Genomic DNA, 17,393 nt, shown 5'->3' on the forward strand with positions numbered 1-17,393 from the left:
TGATAGATAATAGTGAAACACTTCTTAAAATGTATAAAAAAGGATCAGACCTGTATATAACAGAGTCCAATCCTCAAAAATCAGCTTATTTGTTTTGAGCTTTTTTTTCAATAGCAATAATAAACGGAGGATCGTTCCGCTGATTGAGAAAGCCGTAGCTTAACACGCGGGCTTTCTGCTGATCAAGATTTTCGCAGTATTCCATAAGGGCATTTTTTTCTGCCTTGCCTTCAGGGTGTCCGTGGTATACAACGAGTACAATCAGCCCGTTTTCTTTCAGCAGTTCAAGGAGCTGTTCAATTGCCGTAATTGTGGAATGTCCCTTTGTTGTAATGCTTTTATCACCGCCGGGCAGATAGCCGAGATTAAACACAGCTGCCGCCACCCGGCCGCGTGCTTCCTCCGGCAGAGATTCCTTGATTTGATCATGGCTTTTATGATGCAATGTGACACGCTTCCCGAATGTTTCTCCGAGCCGTTCCTTCGTTTTAGCAAGAGCGTCTGCTTGAATGTCAAACGCGTGAACATGTCCCGTCTCACCGACAAGGTCTGCTAAAAAATACGTATCATGCCCGTTGCCCATCGTCGCGTCAACTGCGATATCTCCTTTTTGTGCGGCAGACTTCAGCAATTCTTTACTGAAAGGAAGGATGTGCATTAACGTCATAGAGCGGATTCCTCCCCGATTCTTCGGAAGAGCTTGCCTTGATAGCTTTCCCGCTTTTCAAGCTCTTTTTGAATAGCACCTAATACTTCCCACTTATTGACGCTCCACATCGGACCTACCATTAATTCAATCGGCCCGTCTCCTGTAATGCGGTGGACGATCATTTCCGGGGGAATGATTTCAAGCTGATCGCAGACTAGCTGGACATACTCATCCTGAGAGAGAAATTCAAGCTTGCCTTTTTCATATTGCTTCACCATCGGCGTACCTTTTAATAAGTGAAGAAGGTGGATTTTAATGCCTTGGACATCTAAATCGGCTACCGCTTTCGCCGTTTCCATCATCATATCCCTGTTTTCGAGCGGAAGCCCGTTAATGATATGGGAGCAGACACGGATGCCGTGTTTTCTTAATTTATTGACACCCTCAACGTAACAGTCAAAATCATGGGCGCGGTTGATTAAAAGGGCCGTCCGCTCATGAACAGTCTGCAGTCCGAGCTCAACCCACAAATATGTGCGTTCATTCAGTTCGGCTAAATATTCCACGACATCATCCGGCAGGCAGTCGGGACGGGTTGCGATCGACATTCCGACAACGCCGTCAAGTTTCAGCACGGATTCAAACTTTTCGCGGAGCTCCTCGACAGGGGCATGCGTATTGGTGAAGGCTTGGAAATAAGCGATATATTTGCCGTCCTTCCATTTTTCGTGCATTCGGTTTTTAATATCGTGAAATTGCGTTAATAAGTCATCGGCCCGGTTGCCGGCAAAATCGCCTGAACCCGCCGCGCTGCAAAATGTACAGCCGCCATGGGCGACCGTGCCGTCCCGGTTCGGGCAGTCAAAACCGCCGTCAAGCGCTACTTTAAACACTTTATGGCCGAAATGCTCCCGCAAATGATAATTTAATGTATGATACCGTTTTTCCGTATTTGAATAAGGAAAAGGGTTGTTCTCGTTCAATGTTCAAAAAGCCTCCTCACATCAGATGCATCCTAAAATTGTAGCATGAAAGATGGGGCTTCACAATGCGGAAAGCGATACGCGATTGTTATGATGCGAGGTTTTTCATTTTTATTATTGCTGAATAGGATGAGTATGATTCCTGACCTTAATTCTCAGGTCATGGTCATCGGAAAAATTGGTTTCTTTTCCTGTAACATTCATGACTTAATCATTTGCTGTACGCTCAAACTAAGCTTGATTTTCCATTCACTTAGGAGGGGTTTCTTTGGCAACAAGACAATCAGTAGATGAACATCTCCAAAGAAGCGAACAGGCATATGAATTTGCGAATGAGCAATTTTCTATTGCTTCAAGGCAAGAGCATTACAATGATAATGAGTACAGCGAAGCGCAGATGATGCTTGAAAACGCAGTGAATGAATTAAACAAGCTGTCATTATCTGCGAATGATCAGCAAAGAGAACAGCTTTATCGTATGAGATTACAGCTGCAAACCTTGCAAAACAATATGATATTGCAGCGTAATTTCGATTATTAACAAGCAGCCCTTTAGGGACTGAAGCTTGCCGGAATCCCGGCAGGCTTTTTTTGCGGTTTTTTTAAAAAAAGAATTGACAATGTACCGGTGTGTCTATATTGTATTAGGTGTACTACTTGATGTAATACACAACAAACACTATATATACTGAATTTACATATGAATCCCGAACATAAGAAAGGAGAGCTTTCATGAAGACCAAAAGACCTGTAAAGCAAGATATGCCTCTCATTATTGCAGCTTCGGTTCTGGCCAGCAGTCTGTTTATCATTCTTGTCATGATCGGGTTCCAGTGGCAAAACATTTAAACCTATAAAGAGCAGCTCGTATAGAAAGAAGGGAAGTAAATGATTCAAATCGATCCGAGAAGCTCAACTCCGATTTACGAACAAATCATACAGCAGATGAAAGAGCTTTGTTTAAAAGGGATCATGAAGCCTGGAGATAAACTTCCTTCTGTCAGGGAATTGGCCACGATTATTATCGCTAATCCCAATACTGTCAGCAAAGCGTACAAGGAGCTTGAACGCGAAGGAATGATTGAAACGCTGAGAGGAAGAGGAACGTATATATCGGAGAACGCAAAAACGACATTGGTTGAAGGGAAGATGACGATGATAAAAGAGCAACTGAAAAAGCTCATCATCGATGCCCATTACGCGGGAGTTGAGCTAGAGAAGCTGCAAGAATGGATAAAGGAAATCAGCGCTGATGTGAAAGGAGGGAAAGATCATGATTGAATTGCGAAATCTCTCAAAAACGATTGACGGAAAAGAAGTGCTCAAAGATATCTCACTCACCATTGGAAAGGGAGAAATCTTCGGGCTGCTCGGCAGAAACGGATCAGGAAAAACAACGATGCTCCGGCTCATTCAGCAAATATTGCTGCCGGATAAAGGTACGGTCTTATTTGATAATGTAGAAATAAAACGTCATCCGAAGGTAAAACAGAATATCATTTACATGCCTGTTGAAAACCCTTTTTATGACAAGTATACGTATAAGCAGCTTGTCGCCATTTTAAGCAGAATCTATCCAAGCTTTGATGTGACTTATGCCAATGAGCTGATGAACAGGTATGACATTCCGGAAACGAAGAAATACCGCGAACTGTCAACAGGACTGAAAAAACAGCTGGCGCTTGTCCTTGCCTTCGCTTCCCGCCCCGCATTGATTCTGCTGGACGAACCGACGGATGGGATTGACGCCGTCACGCGCCATGATGTGCTGCAGCTCATGGTGGACGAGGTGGCAGAGCGGGATACAAGCATTCTGATTACCTCACACCGTTTAGAAGATATTGAACGAATGTGCAACCGAATCGGATTTTTGGAAGGAAATCAGCTGACAAATGTGATGGATTTGGATGATATGAAAGAAGAATATATCAAGATTCAAATGGCGTTTGAAACGGATGTCAACTTGAAGATCAGAGAACAAAATATACCGATTCTTGATTCGGCGGGTGTGTTTTATACAGTGCTGATCCCGAAAAATGATGAGGACAAAAAGAAATTTCTGAAAGAGCTGAATCCGAAAGTGTGGAACGAGCTGCCTGTGAATTTAGAGGAGGTCTTCATCGCGAAGTTTGGGGGGAACCGGAGATGGTAAACCGGGGGTTGCTTTACAGAGAATGGATGCAGCACCGGGTGGTGTTTTGCCTGGTTAGTTTATGTTTAGTATTGATAATCCCCTTCGCCATTTATAATATCCATTCAAATTATCACAGTTGTTTACTGCACTCAGACCCGAGGGATTGCGAATTTATTGTTGATTACTCACAAGGAAGCCTTTTTTCTTACAGCTGGGGTTCGGGTGTAGTGCTTGCAGTATGTTTACTGGGCCTTGAGCGTACAAAAGGAATGATGGATCATCTAATGAGTATGCCGTATACAAGAAGCCAAGTATACAATACGAAGTTTTGGTTAGGCGGAGCGTTTGTTGTTGTTCCTCAGACAGCGGGTTTTGGGCTGGCGACCTTGATGCTTCATTTGTATAAACCCGATAAAATATACTATTTCAATCATTTTATTATTGGAGCCATTATTATCAGTTTTATGGCTTATGCCTTGGTGATGGCGGCTGGAACTATGACTGGGAATATATTTGCTCAGCTTTTGACTGCGTTTACTGTGGCGATTTTGCCTTTTTTGATAATTGGTTTACCTGTCGGACATTTAGAAGTTATTTTTAATATCAAGATAGGAGACGCATTTTCATTCTTTGAAGAGTATTACGCCTCGCGGTATTTTATATATTTTACACCGATTACGTATGTTTTTCCTGATTGGGTAAAAGAAAGAAAATTATTATTACTCATTCCTGCTGCTATGAGCATTTTATTCTATATCATAGGTTATTTCAGCTTTATAAATGGCTCAGTGGAGAGAAATGGCCACTTCTTCTTATCAGAAAAATTAAACCGCCCGATTCAAATTGTGGTAATAATCATAGCTGTTCTCGGTTTTGGATTGTTTGGGTATTCCGCAAGTAACAGCATCATTGGTTATATCTTTGGGTTGGTTTTCGGGGCATTAATCGGCTTTTGCATTAGTTACTTATTGATTTATAAAAAAGTAAAGCGTATGTAAAGAGAATTTGGGGGGAGGCGCATGATTGACCGAGGTTTATTATACAAGGAATGGAGACAGAACCAGATCGTCTTGATACTTATTGCTTGTTATTTAGCATTCAGTAATGTGTTATACATTTTGAGTATGTATTTAACATATAAGGGCTGTCTTAATAACCCGCTTAGAAATGGTTGTATTTTCAATATCGATTACCTGAGTATTACTTTTGCATCATTTAATTGGATTCCTGCTATAATGATTGCTGTTTTCCAATTGGGAGTTGAGAGAAATAAAGGCTCGTTGGAATTTACGATCGGCTTGCCTTATTCAAGAGGACAGGTGTACTGCACGAAACTTATGTTGGGAAGTTTGACTTTGGTTCTGCCTCAAACCATTGGTTATATCTTATCGTATTGGAGTGTTTTGCTGTTAAAACCTGCTCACGCAGACCATTTTCACCATTTCACCATTGGTATGATCATCATCACGATCTTAGCTTATGCATTGGTCATGGCTTCAGGTTCTCTTACCGGAAATATTTTTGCACAGCTTTTAGTGGCATTTACTGTGTCAGTTTCATTTTTTATATTTATTTACGTGCCTACAGCTAATATAGAAATTATCTTCGGAATCAGATCATTTTTATATTATAGGACACCTGATTGGATTCAATTTTCTATGCCAATTATATATATATATCCCGAGTGGGTAAGCAAATCTGAGATCTTATTGGTTATTCCTGCTGTAATAAGTATCTTATTTTTCTTGCTCGGTTACATTAGTTTTGTCAAATCCCCAGTTGAACGGAACGGTCATTTCTTTTTGTGGAAAAAACTTGACCGTCCTATTCAGATTCTAGTTATTATAATAGGCATTCTTGGATTTGGTTATTTTGGGTATTCCACAGAACAAAGTATTATCGGTTACCTTTTCGGTATGATTTTTGGAGGAGTCTGCGGTTTTATCATAAGCTACTTCACCATTTATAAAAAAACAAAGCATGTGTAAGTTTGACTGGCTTACCACACAGCATAAGAAGTGTTTTCGCAGGGAGGAAGTAAAATTGTCAGACTGCGGTTTGTTTTATAAAGAGTGGAAGCAGAATCATGTCACTTTCGTTTTGATTTCAGCTTTCATCGTTTTTCTTAATCCGTTATCAATCATTAATACTTATTTCAATTACGAAAGCTGTCTGAATATGCAAAATCAATACCCTGATGACGAGTGTAAATATACTTTAGACTTTTCCGGTATGGATTTGACTTTGCTTCATTTAGCGCCTGCTGTTATTTTAGCTGTCATCCAATTAGGCATTGATCGGAGTAGAGGAGTACTTGAGTATACTTTAAGTTTGCCTTATTCAAGAAGTCAGGTGTTTCATGCAAAATTCATCATTGGCGCTTCAATTATCATCGGTTCACAATTTTTTGCTTACTTGTTATCAGAGCTCATGATTTTTTTGACACATTCGGGTAAGGTCAATCATTTTCATCACTATATTGCGGGAATGATGATCATTAGCCTGCTGGCTTACTCTCTGCTGCTTGCTGCAGGCTCTTTAACCGGAAATGTAATCGCTCAGCTTTTAACTGCTTTATCAGCTGCTGTATTGCCTTATCTGATCATTCTTTTATTAGCGGTTAATGCAGGAATCATCTTTGGCGATTCAGCAATTCCTGAACTGGATTTTCCATGGTCGGGCATTCTGATTTATTTTATACCGATTGTTTATATACATTCTGCATGGCTGGGTTACAGCAAATACATTTTGCTTATCCCCGCTGCTATGAGTATTATTTTCTATCTCATAGGTTTATTCTGCTTCATCCATCTTCCGAATGAGCGCAGAGGCCATTTCTTTTTGTGGAAAAAGCTTGAGAGACCGATTCAAATTATTGTAATTTCTATTGGTATAATGGGATTTGGCGCTTTTGGTTATTATTCTGCAGATAGTTACTTCGGTTATGCATTCGGCATGCTCATCGGAGCAGCGGCCGGCTTTTTGATCAGTTATTTCTTAATCTATAAAAAAACAAAGCTTATATAAGGAGAGTGGTGTAAATGATAGATGTACAGCATATCGATCATTCATTTAAAATCGGCAGAAAAGGCAGAGAAAATGAGGTTCCGGTGTTAAAGGATGTTTCTTTGACCGTTGAGAAGGGAGAAATCGCCTGCATTGTCGGGCGGAGCGGGTCCGGAAAGTCAACGCTTTTGAATTTAATTTCCGGCTACATAGCGCCGACAAAGGGCCGTATCGTCATTGACGGCACTGATGTGACAGGATTCAGTGAAAAAGAGTGGGCGCAGTTCCGCCTCGGCCATTTCGGTTTTATTTTTCAAAGCTTTCAGCTCATTCCGAGTTTAACAACCTATGAAAATATTGAAATGCCGCTTGCGCTGAAGGGCGTTAAGCCGTCCGAGCGCAAACAGAAAGTCGCGGATATGCTGAAACGGGTCGGGCTTGAGAATCATGCGAATCATTATCCGAATGAGCTGTCAGGCGGCCAGCAGCAGCGTGTCAGTATCGCGAGGGCGCTGATTTTAAATCCGTCGATTATTTTAGCTGACGAACCGACGGGAAGCTTAGATTCAGAAACGGAGCTCGAGGTGCTTGCGTTAATTCAGCAGCTGAACCGGGAGCGCGGGATTACATTTGTCATCATCACGCATGACGATGAAGTCGCTTCGATCGCGCATTCAAAATTCCAGCTGCATGACGGTGTATTAAAAGGGGGCGTTACTGTTGAGATTTAAGGATCAGGTTCACTTTATCAGAAGAAATATGAAGAAAAACCGTCTGCGTGTTTTCATGACGGTGCTTGCCACGACGATGGCGTGCGCATTTTTGGTTGTGCTGTCCTCGGTGGGATTCGGAATACAAAAAACGATTACAGATATCACCATGAGCCAGCAGATCGTAACCGAAATCAGCGTGCTCGGCAAAGAGAACGGCAAACCGATAAAAAAATCTGACTTAGAAAAATATCAGCATGTCAAGTCTGTCGTTGAAAGAACCCAAGTGAATGAACCGAATAAAGCGACCTTGGATAACAGAACAAACGAAGATTCAACGATCGTGTTAACGAATATGAAAGACGAAGTAAAGGCCAACATGGAGCTTGATCAGGGAAGAGTAGCCAAATCAGAAAATGAAATTGTGGTCGGCTATAATTTCGCGAAGAACTTATGGACGAAAAAAGAGGCGGATGCCTATAACAAAGAATTAATGGATCATCAAGACGACGCGTCAGATGTGAAAAAGCCAAAAGGCTATACGAAGGATTTGCTGAATAAAACCATACAGCTGAGCATCTCTAAAACGAACAAGGATACCGGAAAAACGGAAGGAACAAAAACGTACGACTTTAAAATTGTCGGGATTACAAAAAAACCGTCTCAAGATTGGATGGAAGACACAAATATTTTTATCAGTGATCAATTCAAAAAGGATTTTTCGAAATTCTTAGATTTTAAAGACGGAAATGTTCAAAAAAGCACAAAAGTCTATGCTGACAAATTTGATAATGTTGACCAATTAACGACTGACCTGAGTGATGACGGTTATCAAGTCATGTCCGTCACAACCCAGCTGCAAGGCGTCAACACATTTTTCCTCGTCTTTAAAATCGGCTTGATCTTTGTCGGGTGCATTGCCGTGATTATTTCTGCGATCGGGATTTTCAACACGATGACAATGGCCGTTACAGAAAGAACGCAGGAAATCGGGATTATGAAAGCAATCGGCGCAAGCCCGACGATTATCCGCAGAATGTTTTTGATGGAAAGCGCGTATATCGGGATTTTAGGATCTGTGATCGGCATTATTATTTCTTACGGAGTGAGCTTTGCCGTCAACCTGGCTGTGCCGGTTATTTTGAAAGCGGTAGGGGGAAAGACCGGAGCTGAAGATCTTCATTATACCTTCTCCTATATCCCGCTCAGCCTCGTTGTGATCGCAGTTGTCATTTGTGCGGGAGTTGCGGTTCTCTCCGGTATGAATCCGGCCCGCAAAGCGACAAAAACAAATGTCTTAACCGCGTTAAGAAGAGAGCTGTAAAGGAAAAAAGCCGGCTGGACATCAGCCGGCTTTTTCCTCTATCTATCAGAAAAGGGCGGTTACAATGTTTCACATTTTGTTAATAGAAGATGATAAAACTTTGTTTCACGAAATAAAAGAGCGTTTAACGGGATGGTCATTTGCCGTTCACGGTATAAAGGATTTCAGCCGGGTCATCTGGGAGTTTTCGGAGATCAAACCTGATCTTGTCATTATTGATGTGCAGCTGCCGAAATTTGACGGCTTTCATTGGTGCAGAATGATCCGCTCTCAATCAAACGTGCCGATTCTTTTTTTATCTTCGCGTGATCATCCCGCAGATATGGTGATGTCAATGCAGCTCGGAGCGGATGATTTTATTCAGAAGCCTTTTCATTTTGACGTCTTGATTGCTAAAATACAAGCCGTGTTTCGGCGGGTGTATCAATACAATGCAGAACCGGCGCTCATCAAAAGGTGGTGCGGGGCTGCAATTGATGCTGAAACAAATATCGTCAGCCATGAAAACGGTTCAATTGAACTGACTAAAAATGAAATGCTGATTTTAAAACTGTTAGCGGAACAAAAAAATAAAATCGTCAGCCGTGAAGATCTGATCAGAAGCTTATGGAATGATGAACGCTTCGTCAGCGACAATACGTTAACGGTCAACGTCAACCGCCTGCGGAAAAAGCTTGATCAATTAGGCATCGGGAAAATGATTGAAACAAAAGTCGGCCAAGGCTACATCGCAAAGGAAGATAACGGGCGCTATGATTAAGACATTTCTTTTGGAGAGAAAAAGCTGGATTATGATGTTTTTCATTCAGCAGCTCGTCATTCTGTTTGTTGCATATATTGATCCGTCAATTCCGTTTTTTTCGGTTTTGTATTTTATCTATTTGTCACTTCTCGCATTTCTCGTTTTTCTCGTGTTTCGCTTCCGCAAAGAAACCGCGTTTTATAAAAGCTTAAAAGAGTGGGAGACCAATCTTGACGTGTCTTATCTTAAAGAGCCGGACAGCCCGTTTGAGTCGGTCATTGAGGAAAGCATTGAAGGCCAGACGCGGCAATTAAGAGAAAGCTCGCTTGCACTGCGGTCAGAGCTGGAACGCGAAAAGGACGAGCTGATGTCTTGGATTCATGAAGTCAAAACACCATTAACGGCGATGCACCTTATGATCGAGCGCCTTGATGAACAGCCGTTAAAAGCCCCTTTAATGTATGAATGGCTGCGGATTCACCTTCTCCTTGACCAGCAGCTGCATCAGAAACGTATTTCCTTTATAGAAAATGATTTATCGTTTCAAAGCATTCAGCTTCAACCGCTGCTTTTTAAGGAGATTAAAGCCTTACAATCCTGGTGCATTCAAAAAGGCATCGGCTTTGACATTCAGCTTGAGGCGGAAGTGGTTCTCAGTGATGCAAAATGGCTTTCTTTTATCATCAGACAGCTTTTAAGCAATGCGGTCAAATACAGTGAAGCAGATGACATAACTGTGAAAAGTTATGAAAAAAACGGACAGGTGTACATGGAGATCAAAGACCGCGGCATCGGGATCGCTCCGCAGGATATCACCCGTATTTTTGAAAAAGGGTTTACGTCGACGGGAAAGCGGCACGATCATGCGTCAACAGGCATGGGGCTGTATTTGGCTGAAAAAGCTGCGGCTCCGCTCTTGATCCGTATCAGCGTTCGCTCAGAGCCAGAAAGCGGCACGGTTTTCACTTTGGCTTTTCCGAAGCGGAACGATGCCGTCAAAATGATCAGCATGTGACAAAAGTGTCACATGCTTTTCTTTTTTGTTCGCTCAATCAAACGAAAAAAACGTGTCCTGTTTTTATAATAAAAGTATCTAATATAAAGGAGAATCGTAACGTGATGATTTTAGAAGCCGGTAACATTCAAAAAAGCTACGGAAGTAAGCTGAATAAACAAGAGGTGTTAAAAGGAATTGATCTTCAGATTCAAAAAGGGGAATTTGTCAGCATTATGGGGCCGTCAGGATCGGGTAAAACAACCCTGCTTAATGTGCTCTCCTCCATTGATAAAGTGAGTGCGGGATCGATTAAACTGAATCAGACAGAGATCACCGCAATGAAAGAAAAACAGCTCGCTGAATTCAGAAAACGGCACCTCGGGTTTATATTTCAGGATTACAATCTATTAGATACGCTGACAGTGAAAGAAAACATTCTGCTTCCGATATCCATTACGAAAATGTCTAAAAAAGATGCCGATCAAAAATTTGCAGAGGCGGCAGAGGAGCTTGGCATTTATGAATTGAAAGATAAGTATCCAAGTGAGATTTCAGGCGGACAAAAGCAGCGGACATCAGCCGCGAGAGCCTTTATCCACGAGCCGAGCATTATTTTCGCCGATGAACCGACCGGAGCGCTTGATTCCAAGGCAGCATCTGATTTGTTAAATAAGCTCAGCCGTCTTAATCAAAAACGGAATGCCACGATCGTTATGGTGACGCACGATCCGGTTGCTGCCAGCTATTCCGGACGGGTGATTTTCATTAAGGACGGCCGCATTTATACGCAGCTTAATAAAGGCGGACAGGACAGGCGGGACTTTTTCGAGGATATTATGAAAACGCAAGGTGTGTTAGGCGGGGTTCAGCATGAACATTAATCATTTGATCTTCCAGAATTTGAAAAAGAACATCAAAAACTATTATCTTTATGTCTTTGCTTTAGTTTTTAGCGCGGCCCTTTATTTTGCGTTTGTCACGATGCAGTACGACCCGGCTCTTGATGAAATGAAAAGCTCTATCAAAGGAGCGGCAGCGATTCGGGCGGCGTCGATCCTGCTTGTGGCGATCGTGTCTGTTTTTCTTTTATACGCCAACACGATTTTTATTAAACGGCGCAGCAAGGAAATCGGTTTATTTCAATTGATCGGAATGACGAAAATGAGGATTTTCCGCATTCTCAGCGCGGAGAATTTCATTTTGTATTTTACTTCCATATGGATCGGGATTTTTGTCGGTTTTTCCTTTTCTAAATTATGCATGATGATTTTGTTTCACACAGTCGGTGTAAAAGCCTCTGTCTCACTGTTTTTTTCAAGCAAGGCGCTGGTTCAGACCCTTGCCGTTTTCGGTGTGATTTATGTTCTGATTATGATCATGAATTACCTGTTTATCAAACGGCAAAGCATTCTGTCGTTATTTAAGGCGGCATCATCCTCTGAACAAAAGATGACATCGCTCTCTTGGTTCCAGATGGTGATCGGCATTATTGGGATTGCGTGCATTATCGCAGGGTATGCCGTGTCCTCTAAATTATTCGGCGGCAGTTTTACGTCAATGAATGAACTGTTTTTAGCGATGGTATTTATTCTTGGATCAGTTATTATCGGAACCTACCTTTTTTATAAAGGCTCAGTCAGCTTTCTGGCAAACCTTATCCGGAAATCAAAAGGCGGTTATTTGAATGTAAGTGAAGTGCTTTCGCTGTCTTCCATTATGTTCCGGATGAAGTCAAACGCCGTTTTGCTGACGATTATTACAACCCTCTCGGCGCTTTCGATCGGTTTATTGTCATTAAGCTACATCTCGTATTATTCTGCGGAAAAATCAGCCGAGCAAAATGTAGCGGCGGATTTTGCGATGAACAATCAAAAGGAGGCGGATTCATTTACTGCTTTATTGCGTGAGAACGGGATTCAATATCACATGAAAAAAATAAAGACGATTCAAGCCGATGCCAATGTGAAGCACATTATAAACGGCGATATGGGTAATTTTAAACAAGATCCCTCACACATGGCCTTGCCGATCGTAAGTGAAAAGGACGCAGAAGGGGTATCTCTTTCTGACGGCGAAACCGTGTTCACAGGCTATAATGATATGATGCAAAAATTTCTGAGCTTGAAAGAGTCGGGACGCATCGAAATAAATGGCAAAAAGGAAAGCATATCATTGTCTTATTCGGGCTTGAGACGTGACTTCATATTGCCTTATATATTTACAAGCGGACTGCCCATTGCCATTGTGAGCCAGCATGTATTTGACCGTTTGGAAAAGGATATCGATCCGGCCATTCAGAAAAAAACCAAGCTGTTTTTCAGCATCACACTGAAGAATGAGGATGAATTAAAAACAGCAAATGATCTGTTTCAGGCGCAGCACTATTCAGACGATCAGCTCTCGCGTTTTGACTTAGCCGACACCCAAAAGAAAAATATGGGGCTGATCATGTTTATTGTCGGGTTTTTAGGGTTAACCTTTCTCATCACATCAGGCTGTATCCTGTATTTTAAACAAATGGGTGAGTGTGAAGATGAGAAATCTGATTACACGATATTGCGAAAGCTCGGATTTACACAAGGCGATCTTCTTAAAGGCATCCGCAGGAAACAGGTATATAATTTCGGCATTCCGCTGATTCTCGGGCTTTTCCACAGCTATTTTGCCGTTCAATCGGGCTGGTTTTTATTCGGAACGGAAGTGTGGACGCCTATGATCATTGTCATGGCGCTGTATACGGTGCTGTATTCCATCTTCGGAATGCTGTCCGTGCTTTATTATAAAAAAGTCATTCATTCTGCACTGTCATGATGAAAAGAAAAGCTCCGGTAAAACGGGGCTTTTTTTTCTGTTTGCCGGCGGTTCTGAATAGAGGAGGGGATTTTTTAGCACGATAAGCATATGTCATTCTTTGTACGCGGGGGAGCATATGCAAACATATTTTCAAATGAATCCTAAAACCGAACCATTTCAGCTTTTTTCTAAAGAACACATCTGTACACTGCTGATCATAGGCCTGCTAGGGGCGTGTGTGATCATCTTTCGGCGTAAACTTGATCAGCGGGATCGTTTTATTCGGTACGTGCTCTTGTTTCTTCTCGCTGCGTCACAGATCAGCTACCATATTTGGCTGCTTTATTTTCATGACTGGTCGCTGAGAACGTCCCTGCCTTTGCAGCTGAGTGATATTTCAGTGTATCTGGCCATGCTTTTGTTAATCACGAAAAGCAGAAAGCTGTTTGCCTTTCTCTATTTTGCCGGTTTGGGCAGCGCGATCCAGGCGGTGGCAACTCCCGATTTGGGGGCCTACTCCTTTCCGCATTTTCGGTATATCGTGTTTTTCGTCTCTCATGGAGGTGTTTTTCTTACTTGTCTGTTTATGGCTGCCGCCCGAAGATACAAGCCGACAGTCCGCGCTCTTTGGGCTTCCGTGCTGATCGTAAATATATACGGCGCCTGCGTCTTTTTCATTGATCACCTCCTGAATGCAAATTACCTCTACTTGATGAAAAAGCCGAAGACATCCTCCCTTTTGGACGTTCTCGGTCCTTGGCCGTGGTACCTTCTGTCAATGGAAGCGGCAGTGATCGTGAGCTTTTTCATTCTTTATATTCCGTTCTGGGTTCAGAAGAAAAGGGCGTGATCACGGATCATTCTTGTGAATCCATTCATTTGTAATTTTTTCAACATTCCGGCATTATTTTTTTCGGTTTCCTATGTTGAAAAAAAGAGGCGGCGGATATAGAATGAATGTGCTATGATAACTTGATCGATACGGAGCCGCCGCTTGCGGTTTCCGTTTTTTCATGGGTTTTTTTATAAAGAAAGGGGGATCGGTATGCCGCGCGCTTTGAAAATATTAATCATCGGAATGTTTATCAATGTCACGGGAGCATCATTTTTGTGGCCGCTCAATACGATCTATATTCATAATCATCTAGGGAAGTCGCTGACGGTGGCGGGGATTGTCCTGATGCTGAACTCCGGCGCGAGTGTGGCGGGGAATTTATGCGGCGGATTTTTGTTTGATAAAATCGGCGGGTTCAAATCGATTATGCTGGGAATTATCATTACGCTGGCGAGCCTTCTTGCACTCGTTTCGTTTCATCAATGGCCCGTTTATATTTGGCTGCTCATTCTTGTCGGGTTCGGTTCCGGTATTGTATTTCCGGCAAGCTACGCCATGGCGGGAGCGGTTTGGAAGGAAGGCGGCCGAAAAGCTTTTAATGCGATTTATGTCGCTCAAAACGCAGGCGTTGCCGTCGGCTCAGCGCTTGGAGGAATGGTCGCAGCTTATTCCTTTACGTACGTGTTTTTAGCCAATGCGCTCCTGTATGCGCTGTTTTTCCTGATCGTATTTTTCGGGTTCCGAAACATCAAAACCGGAGATGCCGGCCAAGCGTCCGTTCTTGATTATGAACCTGTCAGCAATAAAACAAAATTTACGGCGCTTCTTATTTTAAGCAGCGGGTATGTTCTCGGCTGGATTGCTTATTCACAATGGTCAACAACCGTTGCCTCTCATACCCAAAGCATCGGAATGCCTCTTTCATTATACAGTGTGCTGTGGACGGTAAACGGAATCTTAATCGTCGCCGGACAGCCGCTTGCCGGGGCTGTTGTGAAAAAGTGGGCCGGCGCTTTAAAAACACAAATGGTCATCGGTTTTTGCATTTTTATCGTCTCTTTTGGGGTATTGCTTGCTGCAAAGCAATTTCCGATGTATCTCGCCGCAATGGTGATTTTAACGATCGGAGAAATGCTCGTTTGGCCTGCCGTTCCGACTATCGCCAATCAGCTTGCACCTAAAGGAAAAGAAGGTTTTTATCAAGGGTTCGTCAACAGCGCTGCGACGGGCGGGAGAATGATCGGACCGCTGCTTGGCGGCGTGCTTGTTGATCAGTACGGCATGTCTGTGCTGCTTTTGATCCTGATGGCGCTCCTTGTCGTCAGTATCGCCGCGACAGTGCTGTACGACAAACGGTTAAAAACCGTAAATAAGGGAAACGTCCAAGTGCGATAACGTTCTATAAAAAAATCCCGCTGCCCGGCGGGATTTTTGCTGTCTATATGACTGGAAGCACGGTGACGGCGTCCTTTACATTTAAATAAGTTTTTAATGAAGCAAAGCTGGCATCCAGCTGATTCATTTTCATCGCAAGGGAAGGCTTGATGCCGGTGATAATTAATTCTGTGCCGATTAATTTCAGCAAATGATGCAATTTAAAGATTTGATCTGCAGTATGTTCATTTACCTCAGCCAAACCCGATAAGTCTATAATTAAGTAATCATCTTTAGATGCGGTCAGAATGTCGGTCAATGTTGAAACAATTGAATCGAATCGTTCCTCTGTCAAGTTGCCGATCAAAGGCATAGCCGAGATGCCGTTTCGAATCGGAACAATCGGGGTTGACAGGGTTGTAATTTCTGCGAGGGAATTTTCCAGAAGCTTCTCATATTCTTTTTGCTCTGTTATGTCTTTTTGAAAGCCGACAAAGTATAATTTGTCTTCAATATACAAAGGGTCAATGTTCAGCTCGTTCCAAAACGGTGTGCCGTCTTTTTTTACGTTTTTCAGCCGCACCGTAATCGGTTCTTTGTTTTTCAGGCCGTTTCTTATTTTAGCGACTTGTTTTTTGTCTGTTTGTTTCCCCTGCAGAAATCTGCAGTTCTTACCTAATATCTCTTCGGATGAATAGCCGGTTATATCCATAAATCCCTGATTTGTATACACAATGGGATTGTCCTCAAGAGAGGGGTCTGTAATCACCACGCCTATACGTGCGTGATCAAGCGCCTTTTTGATCAGCTCTAGCTGCTCCAGTTTTTCGAATAAGTTTGAGTCAGCCATGTAAAACCCCCTTTTGGCCGTAAAGCTTTTCAGCCATTGTTACTCCCCTTTTTAAATGAACCTACAGTAACCGTAGCATAACATATGTTCTGATTCAAGCAGCCGCGGCTTTCAATTTGTCATTCGGGCTTGTCCTCATATACACTGAATATAGAGGGGATTGCATATTCAGCGCTAAGTAACTGACTAGGTCATTGTCACTGGATAAAAAATGAATCTAATGCATCAAGCTTACCGATCATGTGTTCACATATAATGGAAGAAACAAGCTTTTTCCTTTCTTGCAGAATTGCCAGTATGTAGATATCGAAAATCATCGTATTCGTAAGGGGGCTGGATGGCCTGAAGTCGCTTTACTAAATAAGGGCTTTAGGAAGGTGATGATGAAGATGCTGCATCAGGTATTAATTGCTTGTGTAATTGGAGGAATCATGGGGATTCTCGGTCATGTGAAAAAGAGAGGCAGGCTGGAGAAACCCAGAATGACAAAGCGGTTCATCTATCTCGGTTTTTTGGAAGAGTGCTTTATCGGAATGGCTGCTTCCATCTTACTTGTTTTATCCGCTGACCCCGATTCAGGAATTCAACTCGTCATCTTATCCATAATCGCAGGCTACGGCGGTGAAGCTGTTCTTAGAAGCTTTGATTTTGTCAGAGAACAAAACAGTGACTCTGCCCAGGCAAAACCACACCAGCAAAAAGATCCTCCATCTAAATAATATCCCCACTCTTTACCCCGTTCAGGGTACATTCCCATTGTATACAAACCTGCTTGCACTTATGAACAGAATTCTATAAAATACAGGTAAGATTACGGTAGCGATAAGAACAGTGAAGAGGAGCAGTAAGAAGCAGATTTCGCATACAGAGAATTGACGGCCGGTGAAAGTCAATCAAGTCTGTTTCCGAACTCACCTCAGAGTTGCAGCGGCGAAAACCGCTGACGCATAACTGCGTTAAAAGTATCAAGTGAGTGCGGCCGAAAACTGCACTAAC

19 protein-coding genes and 1 other annotated feature (1 of these 20 running past the window's edge) are annotated in these 17,393 nt (G+C 42.6%); of the genes, 16 read left to right on the forward strand and 3 right to left on the reverse strand.

The window, feature by feature from the left end; all coding sequences use genetic code 11:
• Window positions 1–85: 85 nt before the first annotated feature.
• Together mnmM and mnmL are read right to left on the reverse strand one after the other, a co-directional pair.
• Window positions 86–667: a tRNA 5-(aminomethyl)-2-thiouridylate-methyltransferase MnmM gene (gene mnmM, locus KY305_RS09990; protein WP_223062388.1), complete on the reverse strand. Its 582-nt coding sequence runs from the start codon at window positions 665–667 to the stop codon at window positions 86–88.
• Window positions 664–1,632, reverse strand: coding sequence for a tRNA modification radical SAM protein MnmL/YtqA (gene mnmL, locus KY305_RS09995; protein ID WP_214803757.1), 969 nt, complete (start codon window positions 1,630–1,632; stop codon window positions 664–666). The genes mnmM and mnmL overlap by 4 nt, the downstream gene beginning before the upstream one ends.
• Window positions 1,633–1,900: 268 nt before the next feature.
• On the opposite strand from mnmL, the gene KY305_RS10000 reads away from it, so the two are divergent.
• From KY305_RS10000 to KY305_RS10065, 15 genes are all read left to right on the forward strand, one after another.
• Entirely contained in the window at window positions 1,901–2,173 is a 273-nt protein-coding gene (locus KY305_RS10000; RefSeq protein ID WP_061520077.1) for a YtzC family protein, read from the forward strand.
• A 191-nt stretch (window positions 2,174–2,364) separates the two neighbouring features.
• Window positions 2,365–2,481 carry a hypothetical protein gene (locus KY305_RS19975; RefSeq protein WP_251034689.1) on the forward strand — a complete coding sequence of 39 codons (117 nt, stop codon included), beginning with the start codon at window positions 2,365–2,367 and terminating at the stop codon, window positions 2,479–2,481.
• 39 nt (window positions 2,482–2,520) lie between these two features.
• Window positions 2,521–2,913, forward strand: coding sequence for a GntR family transcriptional regulator YtrA (gene ytrA / locus KY305_RS10005; RefSeq protein WP_223062389.1), 393 nt, complete (start codon window positions 2,521–2,523; stop codon window positions 2,911–2,913).
• Window positions 2,906–3,784, forward strand: a complete 879-nt coding sequence (locus KY305_RS10010) for an ABC transporter ATP-binding protein (protein ID WP_223062390.1) — start codon at window positions 2,906–2,908, stop codon at window positions 3,782–3,784. Before ytrA ends, KY305_RS10010 begins: the two co-directional genes overlap by 8 nt.
• A complete protein-coding gene (locus tag KY305_RS10015) occupies window positions 3,778–4,764 on the forward strand; it encodes an ABC transporter permease (RefSeq protein WP_223062391.1) in 987 nt (328 codons plus the stop codon). Before KY305_RS10010 ends, KY305_RS10015 begins: the two co-directional genes overlap by 7 nt.
• 21 nt (window positions 4,765–4,785) lie before the next feature.
• Entirely contained in the window at window positions 4,786–5,754 is a 969-nt protein-coding gene (locus KY305_RS10020; protein WP_223062392.1) for an ABC transporter permease, read from the forward strand.
• A 55-nt stretch (window positions 5,755–5,809) separates the two neighbouring features.
• Window positions 5,810–6,793 carry an ABC transporter permease gene (locus tag KY305_RS10025; RefSeq protein ID WP_223062393.1) on the forward strand — a complete coding sequence of 328 codons (984 nt, stop codon included), beginning with the start codon at window positions 5,810–5,812 and terminating at the stop codon, window positions 6,791–6,793.
• 14 nt (window positions 6,794–6,807) lie between these two features.
• On the forward strand, window positions 6,808–7,503 hold the full coding sequence (locus tag KY305_RS10030; RefSeq protein WP_223062394.1) for an ABC transporter ATP-binding protein: 696 nt from the start codon (window positions 6,808–6,810) through the stop codon (window positions 7,501–7,503).
• Window positions 7,493–8,806, forward strand: coding sequence for an ABC transporter permease (locus KY305_RS10035; protein ID WP_223062395.1), 1,314 nt, complete (start codon window positions 7,493–7,495; stop codon window positions 8,804–8,806). Before KY305_RS10030 ends, KY305_RS10035 begins: the two co-directional genes overlap by 11 nt.
• A gap of 64 nt (window positions 8,807–8,870) precedes the next feature.
• Window positions 8,871–9,566, forward strand: coding sequence for a response regulator transcription factor (locus tag KY305_RS10040; RefSeq protein WP_223062396.1), 696 nt, complete (start codon window positions 8,871–8,873; stop codon window positions 9,564–9,566).
• On the forward strand, window positions 9,559–10,563 hold the full coding sequence (locus KY305_RS10045) for a sensor histidine kinase (RefSeq protein WP_223062397.1): 1,005 nt from the start codon (window positions 9,559–9,561) through the stop codon (window positions 10,561–10,563). The genes KY305_RS10040 and KY305_RS10045 overlap by 8 nt, the downstream gene beginning before the upstream one ends.
• Window positions 10,564–10,664: 101 nt before the next feature.
• Window positions 10,665–11,426 carry an ABC transporter ATP-binding protein gene (locus tag KY305_RS10050; RefSeq protein ID WP_223062398.1) on the forward strand — a complete coding sequence of 254 codons (762 nt, stop codon included), beginning with the start codon at window positions 10,665–10,667 and terminating at the stop codon, window positions 11,424–11,426.
• A complete protein-coding gene (locus KY305_RS10055) occupies window positions 11,416–13,356 on the forward strand; it encodes an ABC transporter permease (protein WP_223062399.1) in 1,941 nt (646 codons plus the stop codon). The genes KY305_RS10050 and KY305_RS10055 overlap by 11 nt, the downstream gene beginning before the upstream one ends.
• Before the next feature lie 118 nt (window positions 13,357–13,474).
• Window positions 13,475–14,188: a YwaF family protein gene (locus tag KY305_RS10060; RefSeq protein WP_223062400.1), complete on the forward strand. Its 714-nt coding sequence runs from the start codon at window positions 13,475–13,477 to the stop codon at window positions 14,186–14,188.
• A gap of 195 nt (window positions 14,189–14,383) precedes the next feature.
• The gene (locus KY305_RS10065; protein WP_223062401.1) at window positions 14,384–15,568 is read left to right on the forward strand and encodes an MDR family MFS transporter; all 1,185 of its coding nucleotides are present in this window, start codon (window positions 14,384–14,386) and stop codon (window positions 15,566–15,568) included.
• A gap of 43 nt (window positions 15,569–15,611) precedes the next feature.
• Here the strand turns inward: KY305_RS10065 and ytvA are convergent, their stop codons facing one another.
• Window positions 15,612–16,397 carry a YtvA family blue-light photoreceptor gene (gene ytvA, locus KY305_RS10070; RefSeq protein WP_223062402.1) on the reverse strand — a complete coding sequence of 262 codons (786 nt, stop codon included), beginning with the start codon at window positions 16,395–16,397 and terminating at the stop codon, window positions 15,612–15,614.
• A gap of 383 nt (window positions 16,398–16,780) precedes the next feature.
• Between ytvA and KY305_RS10075 the strand changes: the two genes are divergently transcribed.
• Window positions 16,781–17,116 carry a DUF4257 domain-containing protein gene (locus KY305_RS10075; RefSeq protein ID WP_223062605.1) on the forward strand — a complete coding sequence of 112 codons (336 nt, stop codon included), beginning with the start codon at window positions 16,781–16,783 and terminating at the stop codon, window positions 17,114–17,116.
• Between the two features lie 103 nt (window positions 17,117–17,219).
• Window positions 17,220–17,393: a binding site (T-box leader), on the forward strand; it runs 42 nt beyond the window's last position.

The organism is Bacillus sp. YC2 (assembly GCF_019891195.1).
Taxonomy (GTDB): domain Bacteria; phylum Bacillota; class Bacilli; order Bacillales; family Bacillaceae; genus Bacillus.

Bases quoted from the DNA above. Each gene is read 5' to 3' on its own strand.
- mnmM (WP_223062388.1), bottom strand. From the start codon at position 667: ATGACGTTAATGCACATCCTTCCTTTCAGTAAAGAATTGCTGAAGTCT.
- KY305_RS19975 (WP_251034689.1), top strand. From the start codon at position 2,365: ATGAAGACCAAAAGACCTGTAAAGCAAGATATGCCTCTCATTATTGCA.
- ytrA (WP_223062389.1), top strand. From the start codon at position 2,521: ATGATTCAAATCGATCCGAGAAGCTCAACTCCGATTTACGAACAAATC.
- KY305_RS10010 (WP_223062390.1), top strand. From the start codon at position 2,906: ATGATTGAATTGCGAAATCTCTCAAAAACGATTGACGGAAAAGAAGTG.
- KY305_RS10015 (WP_223062391.1), top strand. From the start codon at position 3,778: ATGGTAAACCGGGGGTTGCTTTACAGAGAATGGATGCAGCACCGGGTG.
- KY305_RS10020 (WP_223062392.1), top strand. From the start codon at position 4,786: ATGATTGACCGAGGTTTATTATACAAGGAATGGAGACAGAACCAGATC.
- KY305_RS10030 (WP_223062394.1), top strand. From the start codon at position 6,808: ATGATAGATGTACAGCATATCGATCATTCATTTAAAATCGGCAGAAAA.
- KY305_RS10040 (WP_223062396.1), top strand. From the start codon at position 8,871: ATGTTTCACATTTTGTTAATAGAAGATGATAAAACTTTGTTTCACGAA.
- KY305_RS10045 (WP_223062397.1), top strand. From the start codon at position 9,559: ATGATTAAGACATTTCTTTTGGAGAGAAAAAGCTGGATTATGATGTTT.
- KY305_RS10055 (WP_223062399.1), top strand. From the start codon at position 11,416: ATGAACATTAATCATTTGATCTTCCAGAATTTGAAAAAGAACATCAAA.
- KY305_RS10060 (WP_223062400.1), top strand. From the start codon at position 13,475: ATGCAAACATATTTTCAAATGAATCCTAAAACCGAACCATTTCAGCTT.
- KY305_RS10065 (WP_223062401.1), top strand. From the start codon at position 14,384: ATGCCGCGCGCTTTGAAAATATTAATCATCGGAATGTTTATCAATGTC.
- ytvA (WP_223062402.1), bottom strand. From the start codon at position 16,397: ATGGCTGACTCAAACTTATTCGAAAAACTGGAGCAGCTAGAGCTGATC.
- KY305_RS10075 (WP_223062605.1), top strand. From the start codon at position 16,781: ATGAAGATGCTGCATCAGGTATTAATTGCTTGTGTAATTGGAGGAATC.